Source organism: Nonomuraea sp. NPDC050451 (assembly GCF_044458585.1).
The window spans coordinates 1-23,560 of sequence record NZ_JBITHZ010000049.1 but is presented as its reverse complement, the minus strand read 5'-3'; the positions used below and the strand labels follow the sequence as shown (position 1 = coordinate 23,560).

Here is a 23,560-nt window from a genome sequence, read left to right as displayed (position 1 = left end):
TCACAGTGAGAAGCCACGAGCATGGTCAACGATACGACGGGCACTCTCGGGGCGGTCACGCCACCGCGTTCAACAGGTCGGCCAGCACGTCGGGCCGTTCCAGAGCGATGAAGTGACCGGTCTTCGGCACCTGCGTGAAGTCGGCGGCCGGCAGCAGCTGCTTGTTGGCTTGCCGGTCCGAGCGCCGGGACCAGTCGTTCTCCCCATAGACGAGGTGGACGGGCGCCTTGACCTCGGTGTAGCGCGAGCGGGCCGCGATGAGGCTGGGCAGGCTCTGGTACACGGCACGGGCGACGGTCGGGTAGCCGGGGCGGCCGCCCACCTGGAGGAGCTCGTCCACATAGTCCTCCCGCAGCGCGCTCTTGTCGCCGAGGCCGCCCTGAAGGATCTTGCGGAGGGCGGCCTTGGGCTCCACCCCCGCGATCACCGGGCCCACTCCCGGCGTCAGGACACCGCTGACCACCACACGGGCCAGGAGACTGGACCGGGCGATCCCACCGCGGAAGTCGTAGGTGTTGACCGCGACGACGCGCCGTACCCGCTCCGGCAGATCGGCCGCGGTGGTCAGGGCGAGCACCGCACCCATGGACTCCCCGACCAGCGTCACGTCATGCAGGTCGAGTTCGGTGAGGAGCCGCTTGACGCCCGCGCGCATGGCCGGCTCGTCGTACGCCGCGCCGGGCACGATCTCGGAGTAGCCCATCCCCGGCAGATCGAGGGCGTACACGGTGTACTGGTCGGAGATCATGGGGATGAGGGCGCGGAAGTGCTCGGCCTGCGTTCGCACGGTGTGCAGCAGCACCAGGGGAGCACCCGTGCCAGCCTTGAGGTAACGCAGCGTTCCCTCATGGCTGTGGAGCCTTCGGCGCGGGGCGATGGTGTGGCTGGTGGACCCTGGAATGTGAATCGTGGGACGCGCCTCTTGGTTGGGCATATCGTCAACTCCCTGTGGCGGGCAGGCGTCAGCCGGCGAGCTGGTTGAGCTTGCGGATCTGCTTGTCGAAGACCCGGGCAGGAGCGATGCGGCGCAGTGTGCTTGCGCGTCCGGCCAGGGATCCGGCGGTGTAGCGCAGCTTCGGCTTCGGGTCGGTCGCTGCCTCGACGATCACCTTGGCGACGATGGCGGGGTCGTCGCCGTCCTTGATCGCTGTCTCCATCATGCGGTCGAAGGCGCGCCGCTGGTCCGCGTAGACCTGCAGGGGCGTGTCGGGCCGCGGGCTGTTGGCCTCGAATCCGGTGCTGGTGTAGGCGGGCTCGACGAGAAGCGCCCGGACGCCGTACTCGCGGACCTCGTGGTCCAGGGACTCGGAGTACCCCTCGATCGCATGCTTGGAGGCGGCGTAGGCGGCCATGTAAGGCGAGGGGAGGAAGCCGACCACGGAGGAGAGGTTGATGATGCGCCCGCGTCCTTGAGCGCGCATATGGGGCAGAACAGCCTTCGTCATCCGCATCACGCCGAAGACGTTGACGTTGAAGATGTCCTGGGCCTGCGCGACGGAGCTTTCCTCAACGGCACCGATTGCGCCCATGCCAGCGTTGTTGACCAGCACGTCAATCCGCCCGAACCGCTCGAACACCTGCTGGACCGCGGCGGTGACCGACTTGTCACCGGCCACGTCGAGGTCGAGGAAGGTCACACCGTCGAGCGGGGTGACGCGCGAGGTGTCACGGCTGGTGCCGACCACGTCGAAACCTGCTTCGACCAGCGCGAGCGCGGCCGCTTTTCCGATGCCGGATGACGCACCCGTCACGAGTGCAACCGGCCGATTTGTCGCCATCCTGGACTCCCTAGCTCAGTGAGAAAACCGATCGGTTTCCCCTTACTGTAAACCGACCGGTTTCCTCGTGCAAGCTCAAGCAGGAAACAGATCCAGGCGCCTCACCCTTCGTTCACGTTGCCCGCGAGCAGAGGGTCAGCGTTCGACCGTCGCCGGGGCCAGACGCACAAGCTTTGCGCCGTACCGCGCGGGACTTCGCGGCCGCCTATGGGATCTCGGCGTAGGCCGGGCGGAGCGCTGTGTCATGCCCGCGCGCCGTGGCGGTCGGTCAGCCGCCCGGCCAGCGGCGTGACGGCGGCCATCGCCGCGGCGTAGGCAGCGAACAGCGCGCCGCCGGCCGCGGCCACAGGGTCACGGTTCCTCCTCATCCTGCATCAGGCCGGCCACGATGGCGCGGGCGATGCTCGCGGAGGCTTCGGGCTCGGGCAGGTCCTGAGGGGCGGTGGCGGCGGTGACGGTGACGCCGCGCAGGAAGGCCATCACGGCGAACAGGACGTCTGGCGGCCGCAACCCCGCCCGTACGCCGGTACCGGACTCAAGCAGGGGGATGATCAGGGCCGCCCATTGGTCGGTCTCCCGCGTATTCTCCCGCATCCCCTCGCCGACGTCGACGACCTGGGGAGCGACGAGGACCGAGACAACCGCAAGCGCCCGGAAGGATTCATCCTGCGAAAGCAGACGCAGGTAGCGGGAGAGGAACCCGGCCAGCCGCCGGGCCGGCCGGTCCTCGCAGCTCGGTTCGCTCAGGGCAGGTGCGGCGTGGCGGCGCCACGCGGCGGAGATCGCCTCCTCCAGCAGCCGGGTCTTGTCCCGGAAGTGGTGGTGGACGGCGCCGCGCGTGACGCCCGCGCGGGCGCCGATAGCGTCGTATGTGGCCTCTTTCCAGCCCGTGCCGGCGAACACCAGGATGGCGGCTTCCAACACTCGGGCACGGGTGACCGCCGCCTCTTCAGCAGTGCGTTTCATTGATACATCGCGCGACTTCCGGGTTCTGGCCCTGCTGCCCTACCTGGAAAAGGTGATGCATCAGCGCACGCCCGCCGCATCGAGCAGGGTGACCACGGTGGGCGCGATGAGCCCTGTCAGGGTGTCGGCTCCGATCCCCGCACGGGCGCTGGCGCCGTCGAAGACCACGCTGAGCTGCCGGGCCAGCAGGTCCGGGTCGCTCGCCCCGCCCTGTTCGGCCTCGGCACGGAAAAAGGCCATCAGGTTCCCCTTGACCCGGTGCGCCACCTGGCTCGCAGGGTGGCTCTGGTCCTTGAGCTCGATCTGCACAGCCAGGTACTGACAGCCTCGGAACTCGGGCGCACCCGCCTGCAACTCCACCTGCTCGAAGACGTGCAGGATCCGCTCGCGGGGTGAACGCCCATCGTCCGCCCCAGGCAGGAGCTTCGCCACGAAGGCGGACGAGCGCTCCTCCAGGCTCGCTGCCAGCAGTTCGTCCTTGCTCTCGAACAGCTGGTACATGGAGCGCTTCGACACCCCCGCCGCCTTGCACAGTGCCTCAATGCCGATGCCGACACCGTTTCGGTAGGTGAGCGTGGCCGCCGCCTCCAGCAGCCGCTCTCGGGGACTTAGCCTCACTTCGGTGGTCATACTGCGAGGTTAACTCCATTCCGGCGAAATGAAAACCGATCGGTTTCCGGCGTGTGCCGCGGCGATATCCGACGCCGCGCACAGCCGAGCGGACGCCCGAAGTCCGCGCAGACCATGGCGTCGTCCGGGGTGAGTTGCGTTCTGCTACGCCGGCACGGCGGTCTTCTCGGGCTTCGGCTCGGCGGGGATGCGGTGCAGCCTCTTGCGGTCGTACCAGCCCAGTACGCCGAAGCCGAACAGCGCGGCCACCAGGAGATCGAAGGTCATCATGACCCATCCCCGGGTCAGCCCCGCGTCGCCCTGGGCGTCGTAGTAGAGGATCGAGCGGACACCGCCGGTGATCTGCCGCAGCGGCTCGAACTCCGCGAGGAAGCGGTAGAAGCCGGGCAACGCCTCGATGGGGGGTGGTGGCACCGGCCGTCGGCACCGCCATCACGATATAGGCCAACGCGACCACCAACATGCCGGGCGTGCCGAACGCGGCAAGAAGGGCGAGCGCGCCGATCCCGCAGACCGCGATGGCGTACACCGAGTACAGCCACAGCAGCGGCAGGTGGGAGGCGTCCATGCCCATGATGCCGACCGCGCCCACCATGACCATGGTGCCCATCAGCAGAGACAGGCCGATCATCAGCGCGCAACTGATGGCCAGGGTCTGTCTGCACCCGGGTCGCCCGGATCAGCGGGCGGTGCAGGCGCAGCGGGCCCATGTCGTTGTGGGTGTAGCCGAGGGCGTGGTCCACCTGGCCGCTGATGACATTGGCGGAGAGCAGGGCGCAGACGACCAGAACGAGCGCGTAGTAGAACGCCGTCAGGCCCAGGCCGCTGTGCGAGTCGAGCGGATGGCCGTCCTGCACCGTGACAGCGGCCGGGTCGGCCAGCAGGATGCGTGCCGCGGCGGGCAGCTTCGCCTGCTCGGCCCCCATCTGCGCGGCCCCCATCTGCGCGGCCAGTTCCCTGCCCACCTGGAGCGAGGCGCTCTGGGCCGCCGCCGTCGAAGCCGCCCGAGCCAGGCTGGAGCCCATGCTGCCGGCGGACTGGTTGGTCAGCACCCTCAGCGTCGGGCGAACCGGGCTTTCGGCGCCTGCGGCGCTGGTCAGTGCGGTGATGGAGGAGGTGAAGTTGCCGGGCACGACGAGCGCGCCGTACAGCTTGCCCTCGCCGAGTTGCTCCTTCACCTCCTTCTCGTCCATCGACTTCCAGTCGATCATGTCTCCGCTCGCAGTGGACTTCCTGATCGACTCGGTGATCTGCGCTCCCAGGTTGACCTGCTCGCCGCCGATAGCGGCCCCGTGTCGGCGTTGACCAGACCGACGGGCAGCTTCTCCATGTGACCGGCGGGATCGATGTTGGCACCGACGTAGAACACAGTGAACAGCAGCGCGAGGACGCCCGTGATGACGCTGTTGGCGATCCACAGCGGTTTGGCGCGCAGGACGCGGAAGGGGTGAATTGCATTCATGACTTACTCCGGTCTGGACAACACAGCTACATCAGGAGGAGACGGTGTCCTTCCAGGCCGACGACCCTCGAAACGTTCAACCCTCAGCGCACACGGCCGCCGCAGCACGGTGAAGCTCCTGACCCGGTGAGAGCCCCCCGGCGACCGCTCGCAGCTCCATGGCTCGTAGCACCATCGGATAAGTCGGGTACCAGGCCGGCTGACGTGAGGAGTGCTTCGCGAGCGCGAGCACAGAGCCCTTGGAAGCGTCGTACACCGAAGAACACCTCATGCAGTACGAGCAAGCTCCGTGTTCGCCGACAATAGCGCGGGCGCTCGCGACCGAGTACGGGCGCGGGCGAGAGTGCATCGAGTTAGGAGGCTGCGGGACCTTTGGCCGGGGGCTGCCAGCCGCCGGTGACTTCTTTGACGGGCTTGTGGGGGAAGCGGCGCTGGGCGTATTCCTGCGCGTGTGAGCCCGGCAGCACGTAGAGGGTCTCCTCCTTGTCCTGGAGCGGCCGCAGCACGGTGTCCATGAAGGCCTTGCGATCCTCCAGGTACGGGCCCAGGACGTCCTCGCCGCCGGGGCAGACAGCCATGCAGTAGCCGGACTTGTAGCCGGGGGGAGAGGTCAGGCTCTGCCACATCGAGGCACTCTCGGAATCGGTGATCCGAGAGCGGTAGTCGGCGGCGTCCTGGCTGTCGGCCACGGTCTGCGCCCAGTCGGTGAACCCGCTCATGAACTCACGGTAGTTATGCGTGGTGCAGGCGAAGAAGTCGAAGTCTCCGTCCTTGCTGATGGCGCCGACCGGGCAGGCGGCGACGCACAACTTGCAGTCGATGCACGGGTTGTAGTCCAGCGCCTGCCCGTACTCGCTCACCGGGGCGTCCACCAGGACGGTGGCCAGCAGCACGAAGTTGCCGAACTTCGGGTGGATGACGTTGCGGTGCAGGCCCATCACGCCGAGCCCCGCGGCCACCGCGACCGTCTTGTGCGCCACCACCCAGATCCGCTCACTGGGGTAGCGGTCCATCTCCTGAGGGAAGCCGACCGACGGATTGAGCGCGCGATAGCCGGCGTCCTGCAGTGCCCGGGTGACGCTGCGGGCGGCGTGGTTGGCCTGCTCGTCGGTCTGGTGGAACTCCTGGTTGGCCACGCTGCGGGCCGGGGAGCGGCAGTTGTCGCGGTTCATGCGGAACACCATCGCGATCAGGGTGCGGGTGCCGGGCAACGCGGCCAGCGCGTGCTCACGCTCGCCGGCCAGGCCGGGGTGGTCCAGGCGGACCGCGGCCGCGTCGTCCGCACCGGCCGCCAGGCATAGCTCGCGTAGCCAGGCCGCGTCGATCACCGCTGGCGCGCTCGCGACGTCACCGGCCCTGCGCCGGGCGAGTACGGCCTGCACCGACGGGTGCGCAGCCAGCTTCGCTGGCAGCTTCGGATCCGGCGGTTGCCGCTCGGCGTCGCGCGCGGTGGTCATCGGATTCCCCCTAAGTGGGTCTCGTTGTCGGATTCACCTCCACGGCGAGAAACCGACCAGTTTCCACCACCGTAAACCGATCGGTTTCGACATGCAAGCCCAAGGGATGGGCAGCCCGGCCCACGCGGCGACGGCCGGGACGGGCCGCCCGGCGTTCGGCTCCCCGGCAGGCGGGAGTCGACCCTCGAAGGACTCGACGCAGCAGCCCGCAAAGGCAAGCATGGCGGCCGGCCACCCGTCATCACCGACGACATGCTGCACACCGTGCTCCGGCGCCGCGCGAACGGCGAGTCTGTCGAGCAGATCCAGCTCGACCTGATCATCCCCACCGGCAAGCGCAAGGGCCAGGCCCCCAGCGTCGCGAGCATCTACCGCGCACTCGCCGAGCACGAGAAGCAGAATGCCTACCCCGAGGCCGTCGCCCAGGCGCACGCCGACTTCGCCGGCCTCCACGACGCAGACGACAGCCCCCGCCCCCGCCAAACCCCCATTCGACGCCCGGACGATCCGCTCACACCCGAGCAAGCCGAGCTTCGACAGCGTCTGCAGGACCAGGTCCTGCATCCTGCCCATCGGGCCGACCCGGGCGGAGTATCAGGAACTACCCCGCAAACGCTATGAGCAGCCGCTCGCGCTGCGCCTCCTCAAGTCCGCCGACGCGTCGCTCCACCTCGACCCCGCACGTCGCCATCAACGCGGCGACCTTCGCTGGCCCATAACCAGGCACCGCTCGCAGCACCTGAACGACCCTCGTCTTCTTGACAACGGTCTCTTCCTCCGCCCTGGCGAACACTTGCGCCACCGTGACCGTCCCGGCCCCGGACCCCAGCCAACAGCTCGCTACGCGCCTTCCGCGCCTCAGCGGCCTTAGCCACGGCCACAGCCCGCTGCTCAGGGGGCAACGTCGGTACCGCCATGGAGGGCTCCTCGCACATCAGCTTTCCCTTGCCACGCCATAAGCCCAGCGAGGGTGTCGGCGTCCATCATGGAGCACTGTCAACAGATGTGACACTAAACCCGGTTCGCAGTTCCACTCCTACTGGCAGGCCATGACCCCGCTCGAACGCACCCTCGCCAAAGCCCTCAACGAGGTCGTCATCAGGCTGGATCTCAGCGACGACGACGCCATCACGCCCGAGGCCACGATGGAGGTGATGGAGCCGGTGGCCGTCCTCCTGCAGGATCTATCCGAGCAGGACCGGCAAGCCCTCGCCGACCTGATCAACCAGTTCGCGCACCAGGAAACCGACCCCGACCGGCATCTGACCGCCTGGGAAACGCCCGAAACCCTAGGTCTCCTGGCCCGAGGCTGAGGGCATCACGGCACACCAAGACCCCGCCCGGCACGTCCGGCGGGGTCTTTTCACGCGGCTGATGGACACCTCTCGACGATCCACCAGTATCGATGGCTTCCCGGACCTCGGCGGGGAGATCGGTCACCTTGGCTGTCGAGATGTGACTCGGGAGGACGTGCCTGGCCGGCGGCGTGCGCCCCGCAGCGACCTCGGCTATGTGAAGCTTGCCGTGGGCGTGGATAGAGCGGACCAGATTCTTGAACTCCGCACCGGTGAGGCCCGAGGACATGTGTCTCCTTTGGCTTGGAGGCCAGCCGTCGTCAGCGCTCGGCTCTGGGTTTTGTTCTCACAGGATGTTCCGCATTCACCCAAGCAGCCCAGGAATGATCTGTCCATCCAGTGATCAGGCCGTGACGGGATGCCCTCCGGCTTACTGACGCCTTCGCGGCGAACTCAACTGACATCCGGGTGGCATAACCGGCTCTTCACGATCGAGGGTGTGGCCGCGGTCTGGAGCTTCCTTCTCCCGCGGCGCTACTGGCCCGGGTGCCGGCCTCGGTGTCGGCGACGCGGAGGCCGTCGATTATGAAAGCCGCGAAACGGCGTACTGCTGCGTCGCGCGTAGAGGCGGGTGCGGCGGTGAGTCCGCGGCCGGCGAGGAGGATGACGGCGAAGTCATCGACCACGAAGTCCGGACGTAGCCGACCTGCAGCCTGCGCGCGGTGGATGATGGTCGAGACGACACGGCCCAGCTCCTCGCGGTGTGCCGCGAAGTCGACGACGTCGGGGTGCGCCGACATGAACGCGTCCGTGAAGCCCTGGTTGCGCGCGTTGAGGAGCAGGGTGCGCTCGACGACGTCGCAGAACCCGCGCCACGGATCCGGGTCGGCGGTGCCGTCGTAGACGATTGAGCTGCACTCAGCGAGCTCGTCCTCGAACGCCTCGAGCACCAGGTCCTGCTTCGTCGGGAACCGGCGGTACAGGGTCGCGGGCCCGACGTCCGCACGCCGGGCGATCTGTCGCATCGTCACCTCCAGCCCGGACTCCGCGAACAGCTCCCGGGCCGCGGCGAGGACACGGTCGCGATTTTCCCTCGCGTCGACACGCAGCAGGTGAGTCATCTTTCAGGCAATCTCTCTCACAACAGCAAGTGGACGCACGCGTCCGTTACGTTCGATCGTACGGGAGCCAACCGGCTCGAACCAGCCAGGAGCGATGCATGCGAGCAGTCTCAATCCGTACCTTCGGCAGCCCGGACGGCATGGAGGTCGTCGATGTCCCGGTCCCCAGCCCAAGCGCAGGCGAGGTCGTCATCCAAACCGCGGCGATCGGGGTCGGCGGAGTCGACGCGGTGATCCGGCGCGGCACGCTGGGCGCGCTCGGCCCGGCCATGTCTCGCGACGGTCTGGTGCCGGGAAGCGAGGTGGCTGGGACGATCACGGGCGTGGGAGCGGGCGTCGAGGCGTCGTGGCTCAACCGACGCGTCTGGGCGTTCACCGGCGTCTCTGGCGGCTACGCCGAGCACGCGGTCGCGCGGATCGAGAACGTCACGCCCCTTCCCGCCGACCTGACGCCCGTCGACGCGGTGACACTCGGCAGCGCGGCCCCGGTGGCGCACTTCGCCCTGCAGCAGGCGCACTTCGCCAAGGACGAGACCGTGCTGGTACGTGGCGCGGCCGGCAGCATCGGCATCGCAGCCGTCGAGATCGCAGCCCGAGCCGGCGCACGGGCAGTCGCGGTGACTACGTCGTCAGCCGAGCGGGGCGAGCGGCTGATGGAGTACGGCGCGACACACGTGCTCGACCGTGATGGGAACAGTACGCGCGGTCTCGAGCCAGCCAGCTTCGATGTGATCGTCGACATCGTCGCCGGGCCAGCGCTGCCCTCGTTCCTCGCGCGGCTCGCACCCAATGGTCGACTAGTGCTGGTCGGCCTCGTCGCCGGGCCTCCCCCGGCGGACTTTGGATCGGCGCTGCTGAGCCGGTTCCGGCAGTCGGTGTCGGTCGCGACCTTCAGTCTGGACACGGTGCCGCGAGCTGACCTGGCCCGGGTACGCGCCGACCAGTTCGAAACCGCGGCGCGGGGCGACCTCAGCGCCGTCGTCCACGCCGTCCTCCCGCTCGAAGCCGCAGCAGACGCCCACCGGCGGATGGATGCTGGCGAGGTCTTCGGGCGTGTCGTCCTGACACCGTGACCTACTGCCGCCCGGTCTCAGTCTGGTGCACAGCCGATCGACACAGCGGTGCCGCCGGGCGCTGTGTGAGCACCGAAGTTGTCTACCGGGCACATGCGCGCGAGCTCCTGGAGCGTGTAGCGGCTGGGCAGGACACGCGGTCGGCTACCGCTGTCGAGATCGTGATCGGGCTCCTCGATGCCGCCAGCCACGCGCCGCTTAGGCCGCACATCCAGAAGACCTCGACTTGTCTGACGCTACCTTCGCCTGTCCCGACCTGACGAAGTTCGCCCGGCTCGACGAGCTCCGTCTGGAAGTCACCGGGCAGCGAGTTGAACCCGATCGTGCTGTTCTCGCCTGCCGGGTCGTCGGGGCCGATCAGTGGTGCCGCCGCTGCGGCTGCGAGGGCGTACCGCGCGACACGGTCACTCGCCGTTTGGCGCATGAGCCGCTCGGCTGGCGGCCGACGACGCTGCTGGTCACGATCCGCCGCTACCGGTGCACCGGATGTGGGCACGTGTGGCGCCAGGACACCAGCAGCCTCGCCGAGCCTCGTGCGAAGTTGTCGCGCCGGGGCCTGCGGTGGGCCTTGGAGGCGATCGTCGTTCAGCACCTGACCGTCGCCCGGGTTGCCGAGGGCCTCGGGGTCGCCTGGAACACCGCCAACGACGCGGTCTTGGCCGAGGGCAAGCGAGTCTTGATCGATGACGACAAGCGGTTCGACGCCGTCACCGCGGTCGGGGTCGACGAGCATGTGTGGCGCCACACCCGCAAGGGTGACAAGTACGTCACCGTGATCAACGATCTGACCGGCATCCGCGACGGAACCGGTCCCGCGCGGCTGCTGGACATGGTCGAAGGGCGCTCCAAGCAGGTCTTCAAGACCTGGCTCGCCGACCGTGACGACGCGTGGCGGGAGAAGGTGGAGGTCGTCGCGATGGACGGGTTCACCGGGTTCAAGACCGCGGCTGCCGAGGAGCTGCCCGACGCCGTGACGGTGATGGATCCCTTCCACGTGGTGCGGCTGGCCGGCGACGCACTGGACCGGTGCCGTCGCCGGGTCCAGCAAGCCGTCCACAGCCGTCGCGGACACAAGAACGACCCCCTCTACAAGGCCCGCCGGACCCTTCACACCGGAGCCGGGCTGCTCACCGACAATCAGACCGACAGGCTGCACGCGCTGTTCGCCGACGACGTCCACGTCGAGGTCGAGGCCACCTGGGGGCATCTACCAGCGGATGATCGCGGACGGCCAGCGTTTCCCGGTCCGCGGCAAGAGCACGACCGTCCGGGACATGACCATCCACGGCGGGCAGGTGCTGTCCAGCTACACGCACGTGTCCGATCAGCATTCCACGTTCGGCACGAAAATCATCGTGCCGAACGCCCGCGAGGCGCACTTCGTGCTGGACGACTTCTTGGGCAACGCCACCGACCTACCCCTGTTCGAACACGCGACCGATACCCACGGCGTCACCTTGATCAACTTTGCCCTGTTCGACCTGGTGGGCAAGCTACTCCCCCCGCGCATCCGCGACCTGGGCAAGATCACCATGATCCGGGATCACACTCCCACCGAAACGGTCAAGCGCTACCCGCACGCCGGCCCCCTGTTGAGCGCCCGCTGGAATGAAGACCTCATCACCGAGTGCTGGGCCGACCTGCTACGCATGGCCGGGTCGCTGAAATACGGCCAGGCCACCGCCTCGCTGGTGGTGGGCAAATGGTCGGCCGCCTCCCGGCAGAACACCCTGGCCGTGGCGTTGAAGGAGTGGGGCATGCTGCGCCGAACGCTGCATGCGGCGAAGTATCTGTCGGACCCGGCCTACCGCCGCAAGATCGCCCGCCAGCTGAACAAAGGCGAGAGCCTGCACGCGCTGCACCGAGACCTGCACTACGCGCAGCAGGGCGCCGTCACCAAGCCGGCCTTGGCTGACCAGACGGACCAGGCATGGTGTTTGACCGTTTTGACCAACTCCGTCATCGCGTGGACGACCGAGTTCTACTCCCTGGCCGTGCGCCAGTTGCGGGCAGCGGGCCGGGACGTTCCCGACGAACTCCTGGCCCACATCTCCCCGGCGCACAGCGAGAACGTCAACTTCTTCGGTGTGATCACCGTGGACGTCGAGGCGGAGCTGGCCAAGCTGGACGGCGGCGGCTGGCGGCCGCTGCGGCCGGCCGTCACGGACGTTGCGGACGTTGCGGTGACGTGATCGGGAGAACGTCTCCTCCTGACCACATCGGCTGGGGTTCTACACGCGCGAGTGTCGAGGTCAGCGGTCGTCTTCGTGGTCAGCGGGCCTGGTCGTCACAGGCCTCGTTCTTGTCCCCGGCCGACGCCGTCTTCGTCGGTGCCGCAGTCTCGGAGAGCTTGCTGGGGAACGAAACGGTTGGCGCCGCAGTCAGTGGCGACACGGGAACCAAGACCGCCACGGGGCGCACGACCTTGCTCTACAGGAGCCCGTGATCACGACAGCGCGTCGCGGATGGTTCCGTCGGGGCGTTGGGGACGTGCCGGTCCAAGACGGCCCACTCCAGGGGGTGGTAGCCGACCGGCACACTGCGGACCGCGATGTCTGAATTCCGCCAGTCCAACGCGCTGATCAGGCATAGCGTGGAATTGTGGATGACGTTAGTAAGTATGAGGCGGTGTGCAGCCGCGATGCCCGCTTTGATGGTGAGTTCTTCTTCGCAGTCGCGACCACGGGCATCTACTGTCGGCCGAGTTGTCCCGCGACGACGGCCAAGCGCAAGAATGTGCGGTTCTTTCCGACGTCGGCGGCGGCTCAGCGGTCGGGTTTTCGGGCGTGTAAGCGGTGCCGGCCGGATGCCGTGCCGGGGTCGGCGGTGTGGAACGCGCGTGCGGACACGGTCGGGCGGGCGATGCGGTTGATCGCTGACGGTGTGGTGGATCGTGAGGGAGTGGGCGGGCTGGCGGGCCGGCTGGGTTACAGCGCCCGGCAGTTGCAGCGCCTGCTGACCGGGGAGTTGGGCGCGGGTCCGATCGCGTTGGCCCGGGCGCAGCGTGCGCAGGTGGCGCGGGTGTTGTTGCAGACCACGTCGCTGCAGGCGGCTGAGATCGCGTTCGCGGCGGGGTTCAACAGCGTCCGTCAGTTCAACGAGACCATCAGGGAGATCTACGCGGTCTCGCCGCTGGAGTTGCGTGAGGCGATGCCCGGCGGGCAGGTTCGCCGGGGCGCGGCGGGGGTTGGGTTGCGTCTGGCCTACCGCGGCCCGTACGCGAGCGCCGAGATCTTCGACTATCTGGAGCGGCGGGCGATCGCGGGCGTCGAGGAGGTGCTCGGCGAGCGCGGGGATCGGGTGTATCGGCGGACGTTGCGGTTGCCGTCCGGTACCGGCGTCGCCGAGGTGGCCGAGCGGACGGGCGGCAGCTGGCTGGAGTGCCGCCTGCACCTGTCGGATCTGCGGGATCTGACCACCGCCACGCAGCGGATGCGCCGGCTGTTCGATCTGGACGCCGATCCGTTCGCCATCGCCGACCTGCTGGGGGGCGACCCGCTGCTCGGCGCGGCCGTCGCGCGCAGGCCCGGCTTGCGCGCTCCCGGCGCGGCCGATCCGCATGAGCTGGCCATTCGCGCTGTCTTGGGCCAGCAGGACACGGTGGCCGCCGGACGCGAGCGGGGCAACGCTCTGGTCGCTGCCTACGGTGAGGCGCTGCCCGCGCCGTGCGGCGGGCTGACCCATCTGTTCCCGGCAGTGGAGGTCCTGGCGCAGGCGTCCTTGGCGGAGGTCGCGATGCCCGCCACGCGGCGGCAGACCCTGCGTGGCCTGGCCGCCGCACTCGCCGAAGGCAAGGTGGTCCTCGATCCGGGCGCGGACCGGGACGAGGCGGAGCGAGCGCTGCTGGCGCTGCCGGGGATCGAGCCGTGGGCCGCCGGATATGTCCGCATGCGCGCGCTGGGCGACCCGGATGTGCTCCTGGCCGATGATGCGGTCCTGCAGAACGCGCTCCAGGAGCAGGCAGGCGCGCCGGACCCCCAGGCGTGGCGGCCCTGGCGTTCCTATGCCATGCACCAGGTGTGGGCGAACCCCGCGTGGGCGCGCCACGTGTGGGCCAGCACCGCGGCCTGACGCCCTGCCTGAACGCAATGTCCGAATACCGCCGGGGTTGGCGGCGCTCACCGCGTTATACCTGATGAACCCGAAAGGAACGAGATGATGACCGTTTACACGACCATGGACAGCCCGCTGGGTGAGCTGCTGCTGGTGGGCGAGGCGTCCACCACGGGCATCACGCTGACCTCGCTGGCCTTTCCCGGGCAGAAGAACCGCCTGCAGGTCCAGCCGGGCTGGCGGCGCGACGACACGGCCTTCACCGAGGTCGCCCGGCAGTTGACGGCCTACTTCGTCGGTGAGCTGCACGAGTTCGAGGTGGACTACGCCAGTGGCGGTACCCCGTTCCAGCAGCAGGTCTGGGCCGCGCTGGAGACCATCCCCTACGGCACCACCGTCAGCTATGGCCAGCTCGCCGAGAAGGCCGGTCTGGCCCGCAGCGCGGTGCGCGCGGTAGCCGCGGCGATCGGTGCCAACCCGCTGCTCATCCTGCGACCCTGCCACCGCGTGATCGGCGCGGACGGCTCGCTGACCGGCTATGCCGCCGGCGTGGAGCGCAAGCAGCACCTGCTGGCCCGCGAGGGCGCACTGCAGCACATCTGAGCGGCCCCTATACGAGGTCCCAGACCCCGGGAGGAGATCCCATGATGACCGTTTACACCGTGATCGACAGCCCGATCGATGCCCTGCTGCTGGTTGGCGAACGGCGTCCAAGCGGATTCGTGCTCACAGCGGTGCGCGTCGGCGAGGACCATGTGCAGGCCGGCTGGCGGCGTGTCCCGGAGGCGTTCGCGGCGGTGGAGCGGCAACTGCGCGAGTACTTCGCAGGCGAGCGCACCACCTTCGACCTGACCATCAGCGGCGGTGGCACGCCGTTCCAGGAGCGGGTGTGGGCGGCAATCGACGCCGTGCCCTATGGGAGCACCACCACGTACGGCAAGCTTGCCGAGGAGGTTGACGCGCCTCGTGACCGCATCCGCGCGGTCGCGGCCGCGGTGGGCGCCAACCCGCTGCTCGTCATCCGGCCGTGTCACCGCGTCATCGGCGCGGACGGCTCGCTGACCGGTTATGCGGGCGGCGTGGAGCGCAAGCACCTCCTGCTCGCACACGAGGGTGCGCTCCAGCCCTTGTTCCTGTAACGAACGATCCCACCGTCACCACCCCAGCCGGCTGGCCCCGCACGAGCCGCCCGGCTCGGCCCGGCTTGGCCAGCCCACCCCCGACGATGTGCCTGAGCTCGCATCGGATCTGGATCGCCGGGTTGTGTGCGTGCGGCCTCGCCTGCCGGCAACCGGCATCACCGCACCTGCTCGGTGAACCACCACTCTCACGCAAGGAATCTTTCGCCATGACGGCAACGCTGTTCGACGCGTCCTGCGACAGGCCGGCGCCGACCATCCCCCATGACCAGGAACTGCCCGCGCTGGCCGGCCTGGATTGGGCGAATCTGTACCGGCAGCTGAGCGAGGGCGGCGTGGCGCTGACGCCGCCGCTGCTGACCCGAGACCAATGCCGCGAGCTCATCGCGACCTTCGATGAGCCGGGCCTGTTCCGCTCGACCGTGGTGATGCAGCGCTACCAGTTCGGCCGCGGCACCTACAAGTACTACGCCGATCCGGCGACGGTCCCGCTGGTGCAGGCGCTGCGCGAGCGCCTGTATCCGCCGATGGCGTGGATGGCCAACCAGTGGGCGCCGATGCTCGGCGAGCGCACCTTCCCCGCCACGCACGCCGACCTGGTCGCCGAGTGCGCCGCGGCCGGTCAGCGGCGGCCCACCCCGCTGATCCTGCAGTACGGCCCGGGCGACTACGCCTGTCTGCACCAGGACATCTACGGCGACATCGTCTTCCCCCTGCAGATCGCGATCATGCTCAACCAGCCGGGTGTGGACTTCACCGGCGGTGAGAACGTGTTCGTCGAGCAGCGCCCCCGCTTCCAGTCCAAGGCGATCGTCGTCAAGCCGGAACTCGGCCAAGGGATGATCTTCCCGGTCCGGCACCGCCCGATCCGGGGCAAGAACGGCTACCGCCGGCACCCGATGCGGCACGGCACCGGCGCTGTGGAGTCCGGCAGCCGCACCGTGCTGGGCGTCATCTTCCACAACGCTCGCTGACCTTGCTGACTTTGGAGAACGCTCATGATCACCGCGACGCATCTGTCCGGCAAGCCGCGTGAACGCGTGGCGCAGGGCGACTGGCCAGGGCTGGCCGAGGAGGTGAACGAGTTCGGCTGCGCGCTGACCCATCAGATCCTGACCCCGGCCGAGTGCCGGAGCATCGCCGAGCTGTACGACGAAGCCGGGCTGTTCCGCTTGACCATCGACATGGCCCGCTACCGGTTCGGGTCCGGGCAGTACCGCTACTTCGACAGCCCCTTCCCCGAGCTCGTGCAGCAGTTGCGGGAGGCGTTCTACCCGCACCTGCTGCCGATCGCCCGGGACTGGGCCGCCAAGCTCGGCCGGCCCGCGCCGTGGCCGGACACGCTGGCCGAGTGGCTGCAGATGTGCCACGAGGCCGGGCAGACCAAGCCGACCCCGATCCTGCTGCGCTACAGCAGCGGTGACTGGAACGCCCTGCACCGCGACCTGTACGGGGACCTGGTCTTCCCGCTGCAGGTCGTGATCGGCCTGGACGAGCCGGGCGGCGACTACCGCGGCGGCGAGTTCCTGCTCATCGAACAGCGTCCTCGCGCCCAGTCCAGGGGCACGGTCGCCCTGCTGGAGCAGGGCCGAGGTCTGATCTTCACCACCCGGGATCGGCCCGTCCGCTCGGCTCGGGGCTGGTCGGCCTCGCCGGTACGGCACGGCGTCAGCGCGGTCCGCTCCGGGCGCAGGCACACCCTGGGCCTGGTCTTCCACGACGCCGCCTGACCCGCGAAGGACACGCTCTGATGTACACGCTGACCGGCCCGGACGGCCTGCCCTACCAGAGCTGTGCCCCAGGGGCTCTGGGCGGGCATCGGCGGGGACGCCTGTACGGGCGGCTGGACTGGCCGTCGGCGCTGCGCGCCATCGCCCGCGGCGCTACGTCAGATACCGGGTCTTCTTCGCTGACGAGGCCACCGCGATCGCCGCCGGATACCGGCCGTGCGCGGTGTGCCTGCCGAAAGAGTACGCCCGCTGGAAGAACGACACCGCACATGACACAGCAAACGACACAGCTCATGACACCGCACCCGAAAGGGGGAGGCAAAGCATGCGAACCCCATCACGCTCGCCGCTGATCCGCGCCCCGCAGGTCGCCGCTGCCGCGCCGGCCGGGCACACCGCCGCCGAACTGGCCACGCTGATCGATCTGCTCGCCGCGCAGCGGCCACGGATCGACACGGTCACGCTCGGCCACGGTCGCGACGCCGCCTCCAGCGCGGCCGTCCAGGCCTTCGCCCGCGCCTGGCGGGCGCGCGGCGGCCAGGTCCTGACCGTCGTCGCCTGGCCGGAGAGCGCGGCGTCCTGGCTGCGCCCGGCCCGACGGTTCGCCGCGGGCGACCCGGACGCCTGGGTGGTCGCCGGCGCCGCGCTGGGGTGGGCGCAGATGAGCCGCCGGCTGCGCCACAGCACCTCCTGGGACCCGGCGCGGACCTTCGCCTTCGCCTCGATCGGCAGCACCGACATCGTGCGGCTGGCCGGCCCCGGCACCCTGGACGGGCTGCGCGGCGCCGCGGCCGACGGCGGCACCTGGCAGATCGGCCGCCACTCGATCACCCACGCCGGACCGCAGACGTGATGGCGCCCACACAGATCGCGCCCGGCGCGGTCCACGTCCCCGGCTGGCTGAGCCTGGCCCAGCAGCGCGACCTGGTCGAGGCGTGCCGCGGCTGGGCGGCCGGGCCGGTGCCGATCCGGCACACGGTCCTGCCGCGAGGAGGAGTGATGTCGGTGCAGACGGTGTGCATCGGCTGGCACTGGCAGCCGTACACGTACACGCGCACCGCGGGCGACGTCAACGGCGCCCGGGTCGCCGACTTCCCCTGCTGGATGGTGGAGCTGGGCCGCGACGCCCTGCACGCCGCCTACGGCCAGGCGGGCGACTACACACCGGACACCGCTTTGATCAACTTCTACGACGGCGACGCCCGCCTGGGCATGCACCAGGACAAGGACGAGAAGTCCGGCGCCCTGGTCGTGTCGCTGAGCATCGGCGACACCTGCCTGTTCCGCTTCGGCAACACGCAGACCCGTACCAGGCCCTACACCGACATCGAACTGGCCTCCGGTGACCTGTTCGTCTTCGGCGGCCCCTCACGCCTGGCCTACCACGGCGTCCCGAAGGTCTACCCCGGCACCGGCGATGCGGCCACCGGCCTGCCCTCCGGCCGCTTGAACATCACCATGCGGGTGACCGGCCTTGACTGAGACGACGCCCGAGACGCCCGAGACAGCGCCCAAGACGGCTGGAACACTCGCTGCCGCGGTCCGGGGCGAGGACGGCCTGGCCCGCTGCCCGTGGGCGACCACCCACCCGCTCACCACCCACTATCACGACACCGAATGGGGGTTGCCGGTCCGCGGGGAGCGGGCGCTGTATGAGCGGATCACGCTGGAGGCCTTCCAAGCCGGGCTGAGCTGGCGGACCGTCCTGGCCAAACGGCCCGCCTTCCGGGCCGCCTTCGACGGCTTCGATCCCGACATCGTCGCCGCCTACACCGGCGACGACATCGAGCGGCTACTGGCCGATCCGGGCATCATCCGCAACCGGCGCAAAATCGAGGCCGCGATCGGCAACGCCCAAGCCGTCCTGCGGCTGCGCGCCCGCGGCGGGCTGGACGCGCTGATCTGGTCCCACCAACCAGACCAGACTCCGATGCCGCGGTATGCCGACGAGGTGCCGACCAGCACACCCGGCTCCCAGGCGCTGGCCGCCGAGTTGTCCGCGCACGGGTTCCGGTTCGTGGGCCCGACCGGCTGCTACGCGCTGATGGAGGCGACCGGCATGGTCGACACCCATCTGCTGGGCTGCCACCGCCGCGGCTCCTCAGGCCGGTACCCGGCCACCAGCCCGGTAAGGCGAACATCATGACCGTTTCCCGCCGGACATCACCAGGCCGGCAGCCGCACACTTGCAAGAAGAGCAGGTCAGGAGGTTCGACCGGCATGACATCGCAGCGCAGTATCGGATATGCCCGCATCCACGACGAGCCCGGAGACTTCCACGGCCAGGTCGCCGGCCTGGCCGAACTCGGCGTGCGCGCGGAGGAGATGTTCTGGGACCGGTGCGCGAGCGCCCGCGAAGGGCTCATCGGCGCCGTGCTGCGGTGCGAGCCGGGAGACACGCTGACGGTCACCGCGCTGGACCGGCTGGCCACCTCGCTGGAAGATCTGGAAGACCTGACCCCGATGTTGATCGACCGGGAGATCCGGCTCAACATCGGCGGCGTCGTCTTCGACCCGGTCAACGAGGTCGGCCGCTCGGTTTTCGACACCTTCCGCCTGGCCGCCCGCTTCCAGGCCGGCGTCGAGCGCCGCCGCGAGCGCGACACCATCGCCACCTACATGCGCGTCCGCGCTGCCTTCAGCTCGGCCCACACCGACTAGATCCACACCGACCCGCCCGCCGATCGACACAGATCAGACGGCGCTCACGGGCGACTACGTAAGGAGATCGAGGAGACACGCATGGTCAGCAAGAGTGTTGAGACGCCGCCTGGGCGGATCGCCTATGCCGAGGCCGGGCAGGGGCCGGTGGCCCTGTTCGTGCACGGCGTCATCGTCAACAGCCACCTGTGGCGCCACCAGCTCGACGAGTTGTCGACCCTGCGGCGGTGCGTCGCCGTCGACCTGATGGGTCACGGTCACACCCAGATCGCTCCCGGCCAGCCGGTCTCCTTCGAAGCCCAAGCCCGTCATGCTGGCCCAGTTCCTGGACGCGCTCGGCCTCGACCAGGTCGACCTGGTGGCCAACGACAGCGGCGTCGGCATCGCGCAGATCTTCGCCGTCCGGCACCCGGAGCGGCTGCGCACGCTGACACTGACCAACGGCGACGTGCACGACAACTGGCCCCGGCAGGTTTCCAGGGCTTCCTGGACATGGTGGCCGCCGGCGGGCTGCCCGAGCGGATCGCCGCGATGGCCGCCGACCCCGACGTCTACCGCGGCCCAGACGGCTTCGAAGGCGCCTACCAGAACCCGCACGCCGTCAGCGACGCCACCGTCAACGCCTACATCCAGCCCTACACCGCCAATCCACAGCAGGTGGCGAACCTGGCCAGGTTCATCCTGGCCTTCGACCACGCCCAAACCGTCCGCATCGCAGAGCAGCTGCGCGCCTTGCAGGTGCCGACCCTGGTCGTCTGGGGCACCGGCGACATCTTCTTCCCAGCCAGCTGGGCGCACTGGCTGGCCAAGGTCATCCCCGGCGTGCGCCGGGTCGTCGAACTTGACGGGGCACGCCTGCTCCTGCCGGAAGAACGCGCCGGCGAACTCAACGCCGCGCTGCGCGAGCACTGGTCCGGCCCGGCCTGATCGACAGCCGACCTTCAGCCGCCCCGGAAAGCCGCGGGTGGTCACACGGCGCAGCGGCTGGCGCGAGACCTCGATGCCGTCCGGCCGGCGGTCAGGCCCCCGTGGGTACATCGATTCCGGGCGCCAGCTCCTTGCCGAGTTCGTCGATCGCGGCGAAGCGGTCATCATCGAGGGTGATCGCCGCGGCCTCGATGTTCTGCTCCAGATGCTCCACCGAGCTGGTGCCCGGGATGGGCAGCATCACCGGGGAACGGCGCAGCAGCCACGCCAGCGACAACTGCGCGGGGCTGACCCCCAACTCGCGTGCGCTGTCGGAGAACGGGTTGCCCGATTCGGCCAGAATGCCCTGCGCGATGGGAAACCACGGGATGAGTCCGATCCCCAGTTCGGCACAGCGGTCGACGAGGGCTTCCGCGTCGCGCACGACGACGTTGTAGCGGTTCTGCACGGTGGCGACGTCCAAGCCGAAGCTGCGAGCGCGCTCCAGGGTGTCGACATCGATCTCCGACAGGCCCACATGGCGGACCTTCCCCTCCTCCTGCAGGGCCTTCAACGTCTCGAACTGCGCCTCTTCCGGGATGCCGGGGTCAATGCGGTGCAGCTGCCACAGGTCGATCACATCGACCTTCAGCCGCCGCAGCGAGGCCTCCGCCTGCTGACGCAGGTAGTCCGGGCGGGCGAAGTGATGCCACTGGCTGGGCCCCCTCCGCAGGAAACCGGCCTTGGTGGCGATCACCAGGTCCTCCGGATACGGGTACAGAGCCTCGGCGATCAGTTCCTCGTTGAGATTGGGGCCATAGCTATCGGCCGTGTCGATCAGGGTGACACCGAGCTCGACGGCACGCCGAAGGACGGCCCGAGCCCGATCTGGATCGGCCGGCGGCCCCCAGACACCGGGACCGGTCAAGCGCATCGCCCCATATCCCAGCCGGCGGACGGGGAGATCACCTCCGATGGAGAACGTGCCCGACTGGGCGATCGTGGTATGGGCGGACATCATCGCACTCCTCCTTGGACTTCTCGGTCGACCTCGTGTTGGTCGACACACCTCGCGGACTGGCTCAAGCCAGATTCGCCACGACGACCGGGGCCGGCCCTCGGCAAAGGGCGGCCCCGGCTCGTCACGGTGGGACTGGAACCGGCGCTACCGCGCGGGGACCAGTTCGAGCTGCTGCAGCGCGGTCAACGCGCCTTCCTGGCCGACCTCTTCGGCGACCTTGCCGTTCTCGATGCGGTAGACGGTCGTTCCCGAGAAGTGGATCTTGCGGCCGGTCGCGGCCGGCAGGGAACCGACCGGCAGATCGGCGAAGGCGGGCCCGGTGTGCGTGCCACCGCCCTCCCAGCGGCCCACCACGTACTCGCCGTCGGCGATCAGGTCCCCGACCACGTCGAAGCTGAGGTCCGGGAACGCCTCGCGGAACTCGACGATCATCTTCTTCGGGGCCTCACGGCCATGCATCTCCCCGTGCATGGGGTAGTGGAACAGCAGATCGTCGGAGCCGAGCTCGTCGACGATGTCGGGGTTGCCCTTACCCCAATACTCCTCGAACCAGCGGGTGACGATTTCCTTGTTCCGCTGCTCTCTGGCGTCTTGCGACATGAGAATCTTCCTCCCCGTATGAGTCGCTCGCGAGGTGGCAGGCGATTACGCCACCGGGCAAGGCATGCGGCCCCTTGCCACATACCAGCCATCCCTCGCATGTCCCTCCCACCACCATGTCCGCATCGCCCAACCGGACGCTGGCGGAAATTGGACGTCGCGTTGGGGCCCAGGGAGTGCGGGTGTTCCGTCTCGTTCAATCTGAGGCATGGAGCGCCTCTGGCCTGCGGTGCCTCAAGTTCGATGAGACGGTCCACAAGGTGCGCGTCTCACCGATCATGAGGCATCTCCGCGCTCTCTCGGCGTGGTCGATCCGTCGTATCTGGCCATGCTGCGGACTGTCTTATCGATGTGGGGCTTCTACATGGATGCCTCAGCGCCTGCGTCTGAACTGATCCCCATAGGGAAGAGTGAATCGAGTTGATTGTCCGGATTGCACGCTGGTAGAACTCGGCGATGCTGACTGGAAAGCTTGCCCGCCTACGCGCCGTCGAACCCACGGATTTCGAGAGCATATGGCGCTGCTCACGACCCCGAGGTGATGCGCTGGATGAGCAGCGGCTATCCCGAGTCGTTCGTGCAGGCGCAGGAGCGGCTGGCAGCGGCGCCGCGCAACAGCTACGAGAACTGCCGGTTCATCATCGAGTCGCTCCACGATCAGCGTGCCGTCGGGTTCGTCCGGCTCAGGGACGCCAAGCCGGAGGTCGGGAATGCTGAGCTGGATATCCAGCTTGGCGAAAAGGATGTCTGGGGTCGTGGCTACGCCACTGAGGCGATGCGCCTGATGTGCAGGTACGGCTTCAATGAAATGCGCCTGCACCGGATCACTCTGGACTTCGCAGCAGAGAACACTGCCGCGCGCCGCGTTTACGAGAAGGTGGGCTTCGTCGAGGAGGGCCGCGTCCGCGAGTGCTTCCGTCGTGATGGAAAGTGGCACGACATGATCCTTATGGGCCTCCTTGAAGGCGAACTCCGCGACTGATCGGTGGGATGCCTCATGATCGATGAGACTGCCTCGAGTCAGGTGAGACAGGACAGCGGGCCGTGCGCCATGCCCAGCGGCCGACGGACCCGCCTGGCGGTGTGACACAGAATTTCCATTACCTGTCACACGTAGCGCGGCTGGCCTGCATCTGCCCAGCTCATTACTCCGCACCAAGAGTCCGACTCGGTAGTGTTATGTGTCACTCGTCATGCCAGCCGCCGCCTCCCCCAGCGCGCCCGGGCCCGAAGAACCCTCCGGCGACCGCTCCACCGTGGGCGAGGCCGTCGAGCGTTTCCTCGCCTCCCTGCAGAGCGCCACCACCCGCACCAGCTACGCCCGTACCCTGGCCCGCCTGACCACCGTCGCCAGCCCGCACCACCCGGTCGCCGACCTCGAGCCCGACCACTACGCCACCGTCATGGCTACCTGGGACACCGCGGCCGCGGCCACCGGGAACCGGCACCTGTCCGCCCTGGTTTCCTTCACCACCTGGGCCCAGCGCCAAGACCTGCTGGCCACCAACCCCGCCCGCCGCCTGACCCGGCGCATCACCGCACGCCGCGGCGACCGCGCCATCCCCGCCGCCCGGCTGTAGAACGACACTCCGTTTGAGCACGTAGATGACGTGCGGCGACATGGCCGTTGTCCATGATCTTGAGTGTGATTGAGTCAATCGTCGCTGT

The 23,560-nt window shown here is 68.8% G+C and carries 30 protein-coding genes and 1 pseudogene; 17 read left to right on the top strand and 14 right to left on the bottom strand.

Translation table 11 applies throughout. From position 1 onward, the window contains the following. Nucleotides 1–55 precede the first annotated feature (55 nt). From ACIBI9_RS60575 to ACIBI9_RS60535, 9 genes are all read right to left on the bottom strand, one after another. Nucleotides 56–802, bottom strand: a complete 747-nt coding sequence (locus ACIBI9_RS60575; RefSeq protein WP_397237020.1) for an alpha/beta fold hydrolase — start codon at nt 800–802, stop codon at nt 56–58. A gap of 160 nt (nt 803–962) precedes the next feature. After that, nucleotides 963–1,778: an oxidoreductase gene (locus tag ACIBI9_RS60570; RefSeq protein ID WP_397237018.1), complete on the bottom strand. Its 816-nt coding sequence runs from the start codon at nt 1,776–1,778 to the stop codon at nt 963–965. Between the two features lie 242 nt (nt 1,779–2,020). Beyond that, complete coding sequence (locus tag ACIBI9_RS60565) at nt 2,021–2,146, bottom strand: hypothetical protein (protein WP_397237016.1); 126 nt, start codon at nt 2,144–2,146, stop codon at nt 2,021–2,023. Next, a complete protein-coding gene (locus ACIBI9_RS60560) occupies nt 2,130–2,702 on the bottom strand; it encodes a TetR/AcrR family transcriptional regulator (protein WP_397237014.1) in 573 nt (190 codons plus the stop codon). Before ACIBI9_RS60560 ends, ACIBI9_RS60565 begins: the two co-directional genes overlap by 17 nt. Before the next feature lie 102 nt (nt 2,703–2,804). Then, nucleotides 2,805–3,374, bottom strand: coding sequence for a TetR/AcrR family transcriptional regulator (locus ACIBI9_RS60555; RefSeq protein WP_397237012.1), 570 nt, complete (start codon nt 3,372–3,374; stop codon nt 2,805–2,807). Between the two features lie 144 nt (nt 3,375–3,518). Continuing rightward, nucleotides 3,519–3,644 carry a hypothetical protein gene (locus tag ACIBI9_RS60550; RefSeq protein WP_397237010.1) on the bottom strand — a complete coding sequence of 42 codons (126 nt, stop codon included), beginning with the start codon at nt 3,642–3,644 and terminating at the stop codon, nt 3,519–3,521. Nucleotides 3,645–3,658: 14 nt separating this feature from the next. Continuing rightward, nucleotides 3,659–4,612 carry a DUF3533 domain-containing protein gene (locus ACIBI9_RS60545; protein WP_397237126.1) on the bottom strand — a complete coding sequence of 318 codons (954 nt, stop codon included), beginning with the start codon at nt 4,610–4,612 and terminating at the stop codon, nt 3,659–3,661. Further along, on the bottom strand, nt 4,582–4,836 hold the full coding sequence (locus tag ACIBI9_RS60540; RefSeq protein WP_397237136.1) for a hypothetical protein: 255 nt from the start codon (nt 4,834–4,836) through the stop codon (nt 4,582–4,584). Before ACIBI9_RS60540 ends, ACIBI9_RS60545 begins: the two co-directional genes overlap by 31 nt. Nucleotides 4,837–5,189: 353 nt before the next feature. Beyond that, the gene (locus tag ACIBI9_RS60535; protein WP_397237008.1) at nt 5,190–6,293 is read right to left on the bottom strand and encodes a 4Fe-4S binding protein; all 1,104 of its coding nucleotides are present in this window, start codon (nt 6,291–6,293) and stop codon (nt 5,190–5,192) included. A 252-nt stretch (nt 6,294–6,545) separates the two neighbouring features. On the opposite strand from ACIBI9_RS60535, the gene ACIBI9_RS60530 reads away from it, so the two are divergent. Beyond that, a complete protein-coding gene (locus tag ACIBI9_RS60530; protein WP_397237006.1) occupies nt 6,546–6,914 on the top strand; it encodes a hypothetical protein in 369 nt (122 codons plus the stop codon). Here the strand turns inward: ACIBI9_RS60530 and ACIBI9_RS60525 are convergent. After that, the gene (locus ACIBI9_RS60525) at nt 6,895–7,086 is read right to left on the bottom strand and encodes a hypothetical protein (protein WP_397237124.1); all 192 of its coding nucleotides are present in this window, start codon (nt 7,084–7,086) and stop codon (nt 6,895–6,897) included. The genes ACIBI9_RS60530 and ACIBI9_RS60525 overlap by 20 nt on opposite strands. A gap of 256 nt (nt 7,087–7,342) precedes the next feature. Here ACIBI9_RS60525 and ACIBI9_RS60520 point away from each other — a divergent pair, with 256 nt between their 5' ends. Then, nucleotides 7,343–7,606: a hypothetical protein gene (locus ACIBI9_RS60520; protein ID WP_397237004.1), complete on the top strand. Its 264-nt coding sequence runs from the start codon at nt 7,343–7,345 to the stop codon at nt 7,604–7,606. Nucleotides 7,607–8,073: 467 nt separating this feature from the next. On the opposite strand, the gene ACIBI9_RS60515 is transcribed toward ACIBI9_RS60520, so the two are convergent. After that, nucleotides 8,074–8,709 carry a TetR/AcrR family transcriptional regulator gene (locus tag ACIBI9_RS60515; RefSeq protein WP_397237002.1) on the bottom strand — a complete coding sequence of 212 codons (636 nt, stop codon included), beginning with the start codon at nt 8,707–8,709 and terminating at the stop codon, nt 8,074–8,076. A 98-nt stretch (nt 8,710–8,807) separates the two neighbouring features. On the opposite strand from ACIBI9_RS60515, the gene ACIBI9_RS60510 reads away from it, so the two are divergent. The 12 genes and pseudogenes from ACIBI9_RS60510 (at nt 8,808) to ACIBI9_RS60455 (ending at nt 19,365) form a co-directional block, all read left to right on the top strand. Then, nucleotides 8,808–9,782: a zinc-binding dehydrogenase gene (locus ACIBI9_RS60510; RefSeq protein ID WP_397237000.1), complete on the top strand. Its 975-nt coding sequence runs from the start codon at nt 8,808–8,810 to the stop codon at nt 9,780–9,782. A 226-nt stretch (nt 9,783–10,008) separates the two neighbouring features. Further along, nucleotides 10,009–11,008 (top strand): annotated as a pseudogene (locus tag ACIBI9_RS60505) (ISL3 family transposase); the annotation flags it as partial. Continuing rightward, the gene (locus ACIBI9_RS60500; protein WP_397237122.1) at nt 11,000–11,974 is read left to right on the top strand and encodes a Tn3 family transposase; all 975 of its coding nucleotides are present in this window, start codon (nt 11,000–11,002) and stop codon (nt 11,972–11,974) included. The pseudogene ACIBI9_RS60505 and the gene ACIBI9_RS60500, both read left to right, overlap by 9 nt. A 409-nt stretch (nt 11,975–12,383) precedes the next feature. After that, on the top strand, nt 12,384–13,853 hold the full coding sequence (locus ACIBI9_RS60495) for an AlkA N-terminal domain-containing protein (protein ID WP_397236998.1): 1,470 nt from the start codon (nt 12,384–12,386) through the stop codon (nt 13,851–13,853). 84 nt (nt 13,854–13,937) lie between these two features. Continuing rightward, nucleotides 13,938–14,438 (top strand): methylated-DNA--[protein]-cysteine S-methyltransferase, encoded by a 501-nt coding sequence (locus tag ACIBI9_RS60490; RefSeq protein ID WP_397236996.1) that lies wholly within the window; start codon nt 13,938–13,940, stop codon nt 14,436–14,438. A 41-nt stretch (nt 14,439–14,479) separates the two neighbouring features. After that, entirely contained in the window at nt 14,480–14,974 is a 495-nt protein-coding gene (locus tag ACIBI9_RS60485; RefSeq protein WP_397236994.1) for a methylated-DNA--[protein]-cysteine S-methyltransferase, read from the top strand. Between the two features lie 209 nt (nt 14,975–15,183). After that, nucleotides 15,184–15,948, top strand: a complete 765-nt coding sequence (locus ACIBI9_RS60480; RefSeq protein ID WP_397236992.1) for a 2OG-Fe(II) oxygenase — start codon at nt 15,184–15,186, stop codon at nt 15,946–15,948. Between the two features lie 24 nt (nt 15,949–15,972). Beyond that, on the top strand, nt 15,973–16,704 hold the full coding sequence (locus ACIBI9_RS60475; RefSeq protein WP_397236990.1) for a 2OG-Fe(II) oxygenase: 732 nt from the start codon (nt 15,973–15,975) through the stop codon (nt 16,702–16,704). Between the two features lie 325 nt (nt 16,705–17,029). Then, on the top strand, nt 17,030–17,557 hold the full coding sequence (locus ACIBI9_RS60470; RefSeq protein WP_397236988.1) for a hypothetical protein: 528 nt from the start codon (nt 17,030–17,032) through the stop codon (nt 17,555–17,557). Further along, complete coding sequence (locus tag ACIBI9_RS60465) at nt 17,557–18,186, top strand: alpha-ketoglutarate-dependent dioxygenase AlkB family protein (protein ID WP_397236986.1); 630 nt, start codon at nt 17,557–17,559, stop codon at nt 18,184–18,186. Before ACIBI9_RS60470 ends, ACIBI9_RS60465 begins: the two co-directional genes overlap by 1 nt. Next, nucleotides 18,179–18,850, top strand: a complete 672-nt coding sequence (locus ACIBI9_RS60460; RefSeq protein WP_397236984.1) for a DNA-3-methyladenine glycosylase I — start codon at nt 18,179–18,181, stop codon at nt 18,848–18,850. The genes ACIBI9_RS60465 and ACIBI9_RS60460 overlap by 8 nt, the downstream gene beginning before the upstream one ends. 74 nt (nt 18,851–18,924) lie before the next feature. Beyond that, nucleotides 18,925–19,365 (top strand): recombinase family protein, encoded by a 441-nt coding sequence (locus tag ACIBI9_RS60455; RefSeq protein ID WP_397236982.1) that lies wholly within the window; start codon nt 18,925–18,927, stop codon nt 19,363–19,365. A 54-nt stretch (nt 19,366–19,419) separates the two neighbouring features. On the opposite strand, the gene ACIBI9_RS60450 is transcribed toward ACIBI9_RS60455, so the two are convergent. Continuing rightward, complete coding sequence (locus ACIBI9_RS60450; RefSeq protein ID WP_397236980.1) at nt 19,420–19,668, bottom strand: hypothetical protein; 249 nt, start codon at nt 19,666–19,668, stop codon at nt 19,420–19,422. Between the two features lie 189 nt (nt 19,669–19,857). Between ACIBI9_RS60450 and ACIBI9_RS60445 the strand changes: the two genes are divergently transcribed. Continuing rightward, nucleotides 19,858–20,292: an alpha/beta fold hydrolase gene (locus ACIBI9_RS60445; protein WP_397236978.1), complete on the top strand. Its 435-nt coding sequence runs from the start codon at nt 19,858–19,860 to the stop codon at nt 20,290–20,292. Between the two features lie 91 nt (nt 20,293–20,383). Here the strand turns inward: ACIBI9_RS60445 and ACIBI9_RS60440 are convergent, their stop codons facing one another. Both ACIBI9_RS60440 and ACIBI9_RS60435 read right to left on the bottom strand, forming a co-directional pair. Beyond that, nucleotides 20,384–21,292 carry an aldo/keto reductase gene (locus tag ACIBI9_RS60440; RefSeq protein ID WP_397236976.1) on the bottom strand — a complete coding sequence of 303 codons (909 nt, stop codon included), beginning with the start codon at nt 21,290–21,292 and terminating at the stop codon, nt 20,384–20,386. Nucleotides 21,293–21,436: 144 nt separating this feature from the next. Further along, nucleotides 21,437–21,892: an ester cyclase gene (locus ACIBI9_RS60435; protein WP_397236974.1), complete on the bottom strand. Its 456-nt coding sequence runs from the start codon at nt 21,890–21,892 to the stop codon at nt 21,437–21,439. 550 nt (nt 21,893–22,442) lie between these two features. On the opposite strand from ACIBI9_RS60435, the gene ACIBI9_RS60430 reads away from it, so the two are divergent. Further along, entirely contained in the window at nt 22,443–22,874 is a 432-nt protein-coding gene (locus ACIBI9_RS60430; RefSeq protein ID WP_397236972.1) for a GNAT family N-acetyltransferase, read from the top strand. Between the two features lie 211 nt (nt 22,875–23,085). Continuing rightward, entirely contained in the window at nt 23,086–23,472 is a 387-nt protein-coding gene (locus tag ACIBI9_RS60425; RefSeq protein ID WP_397236970.1) for a site-specific integrase, read from the top strand. Nucleotides 23,473–23,560: the final 88 nt, after the last annotated feature.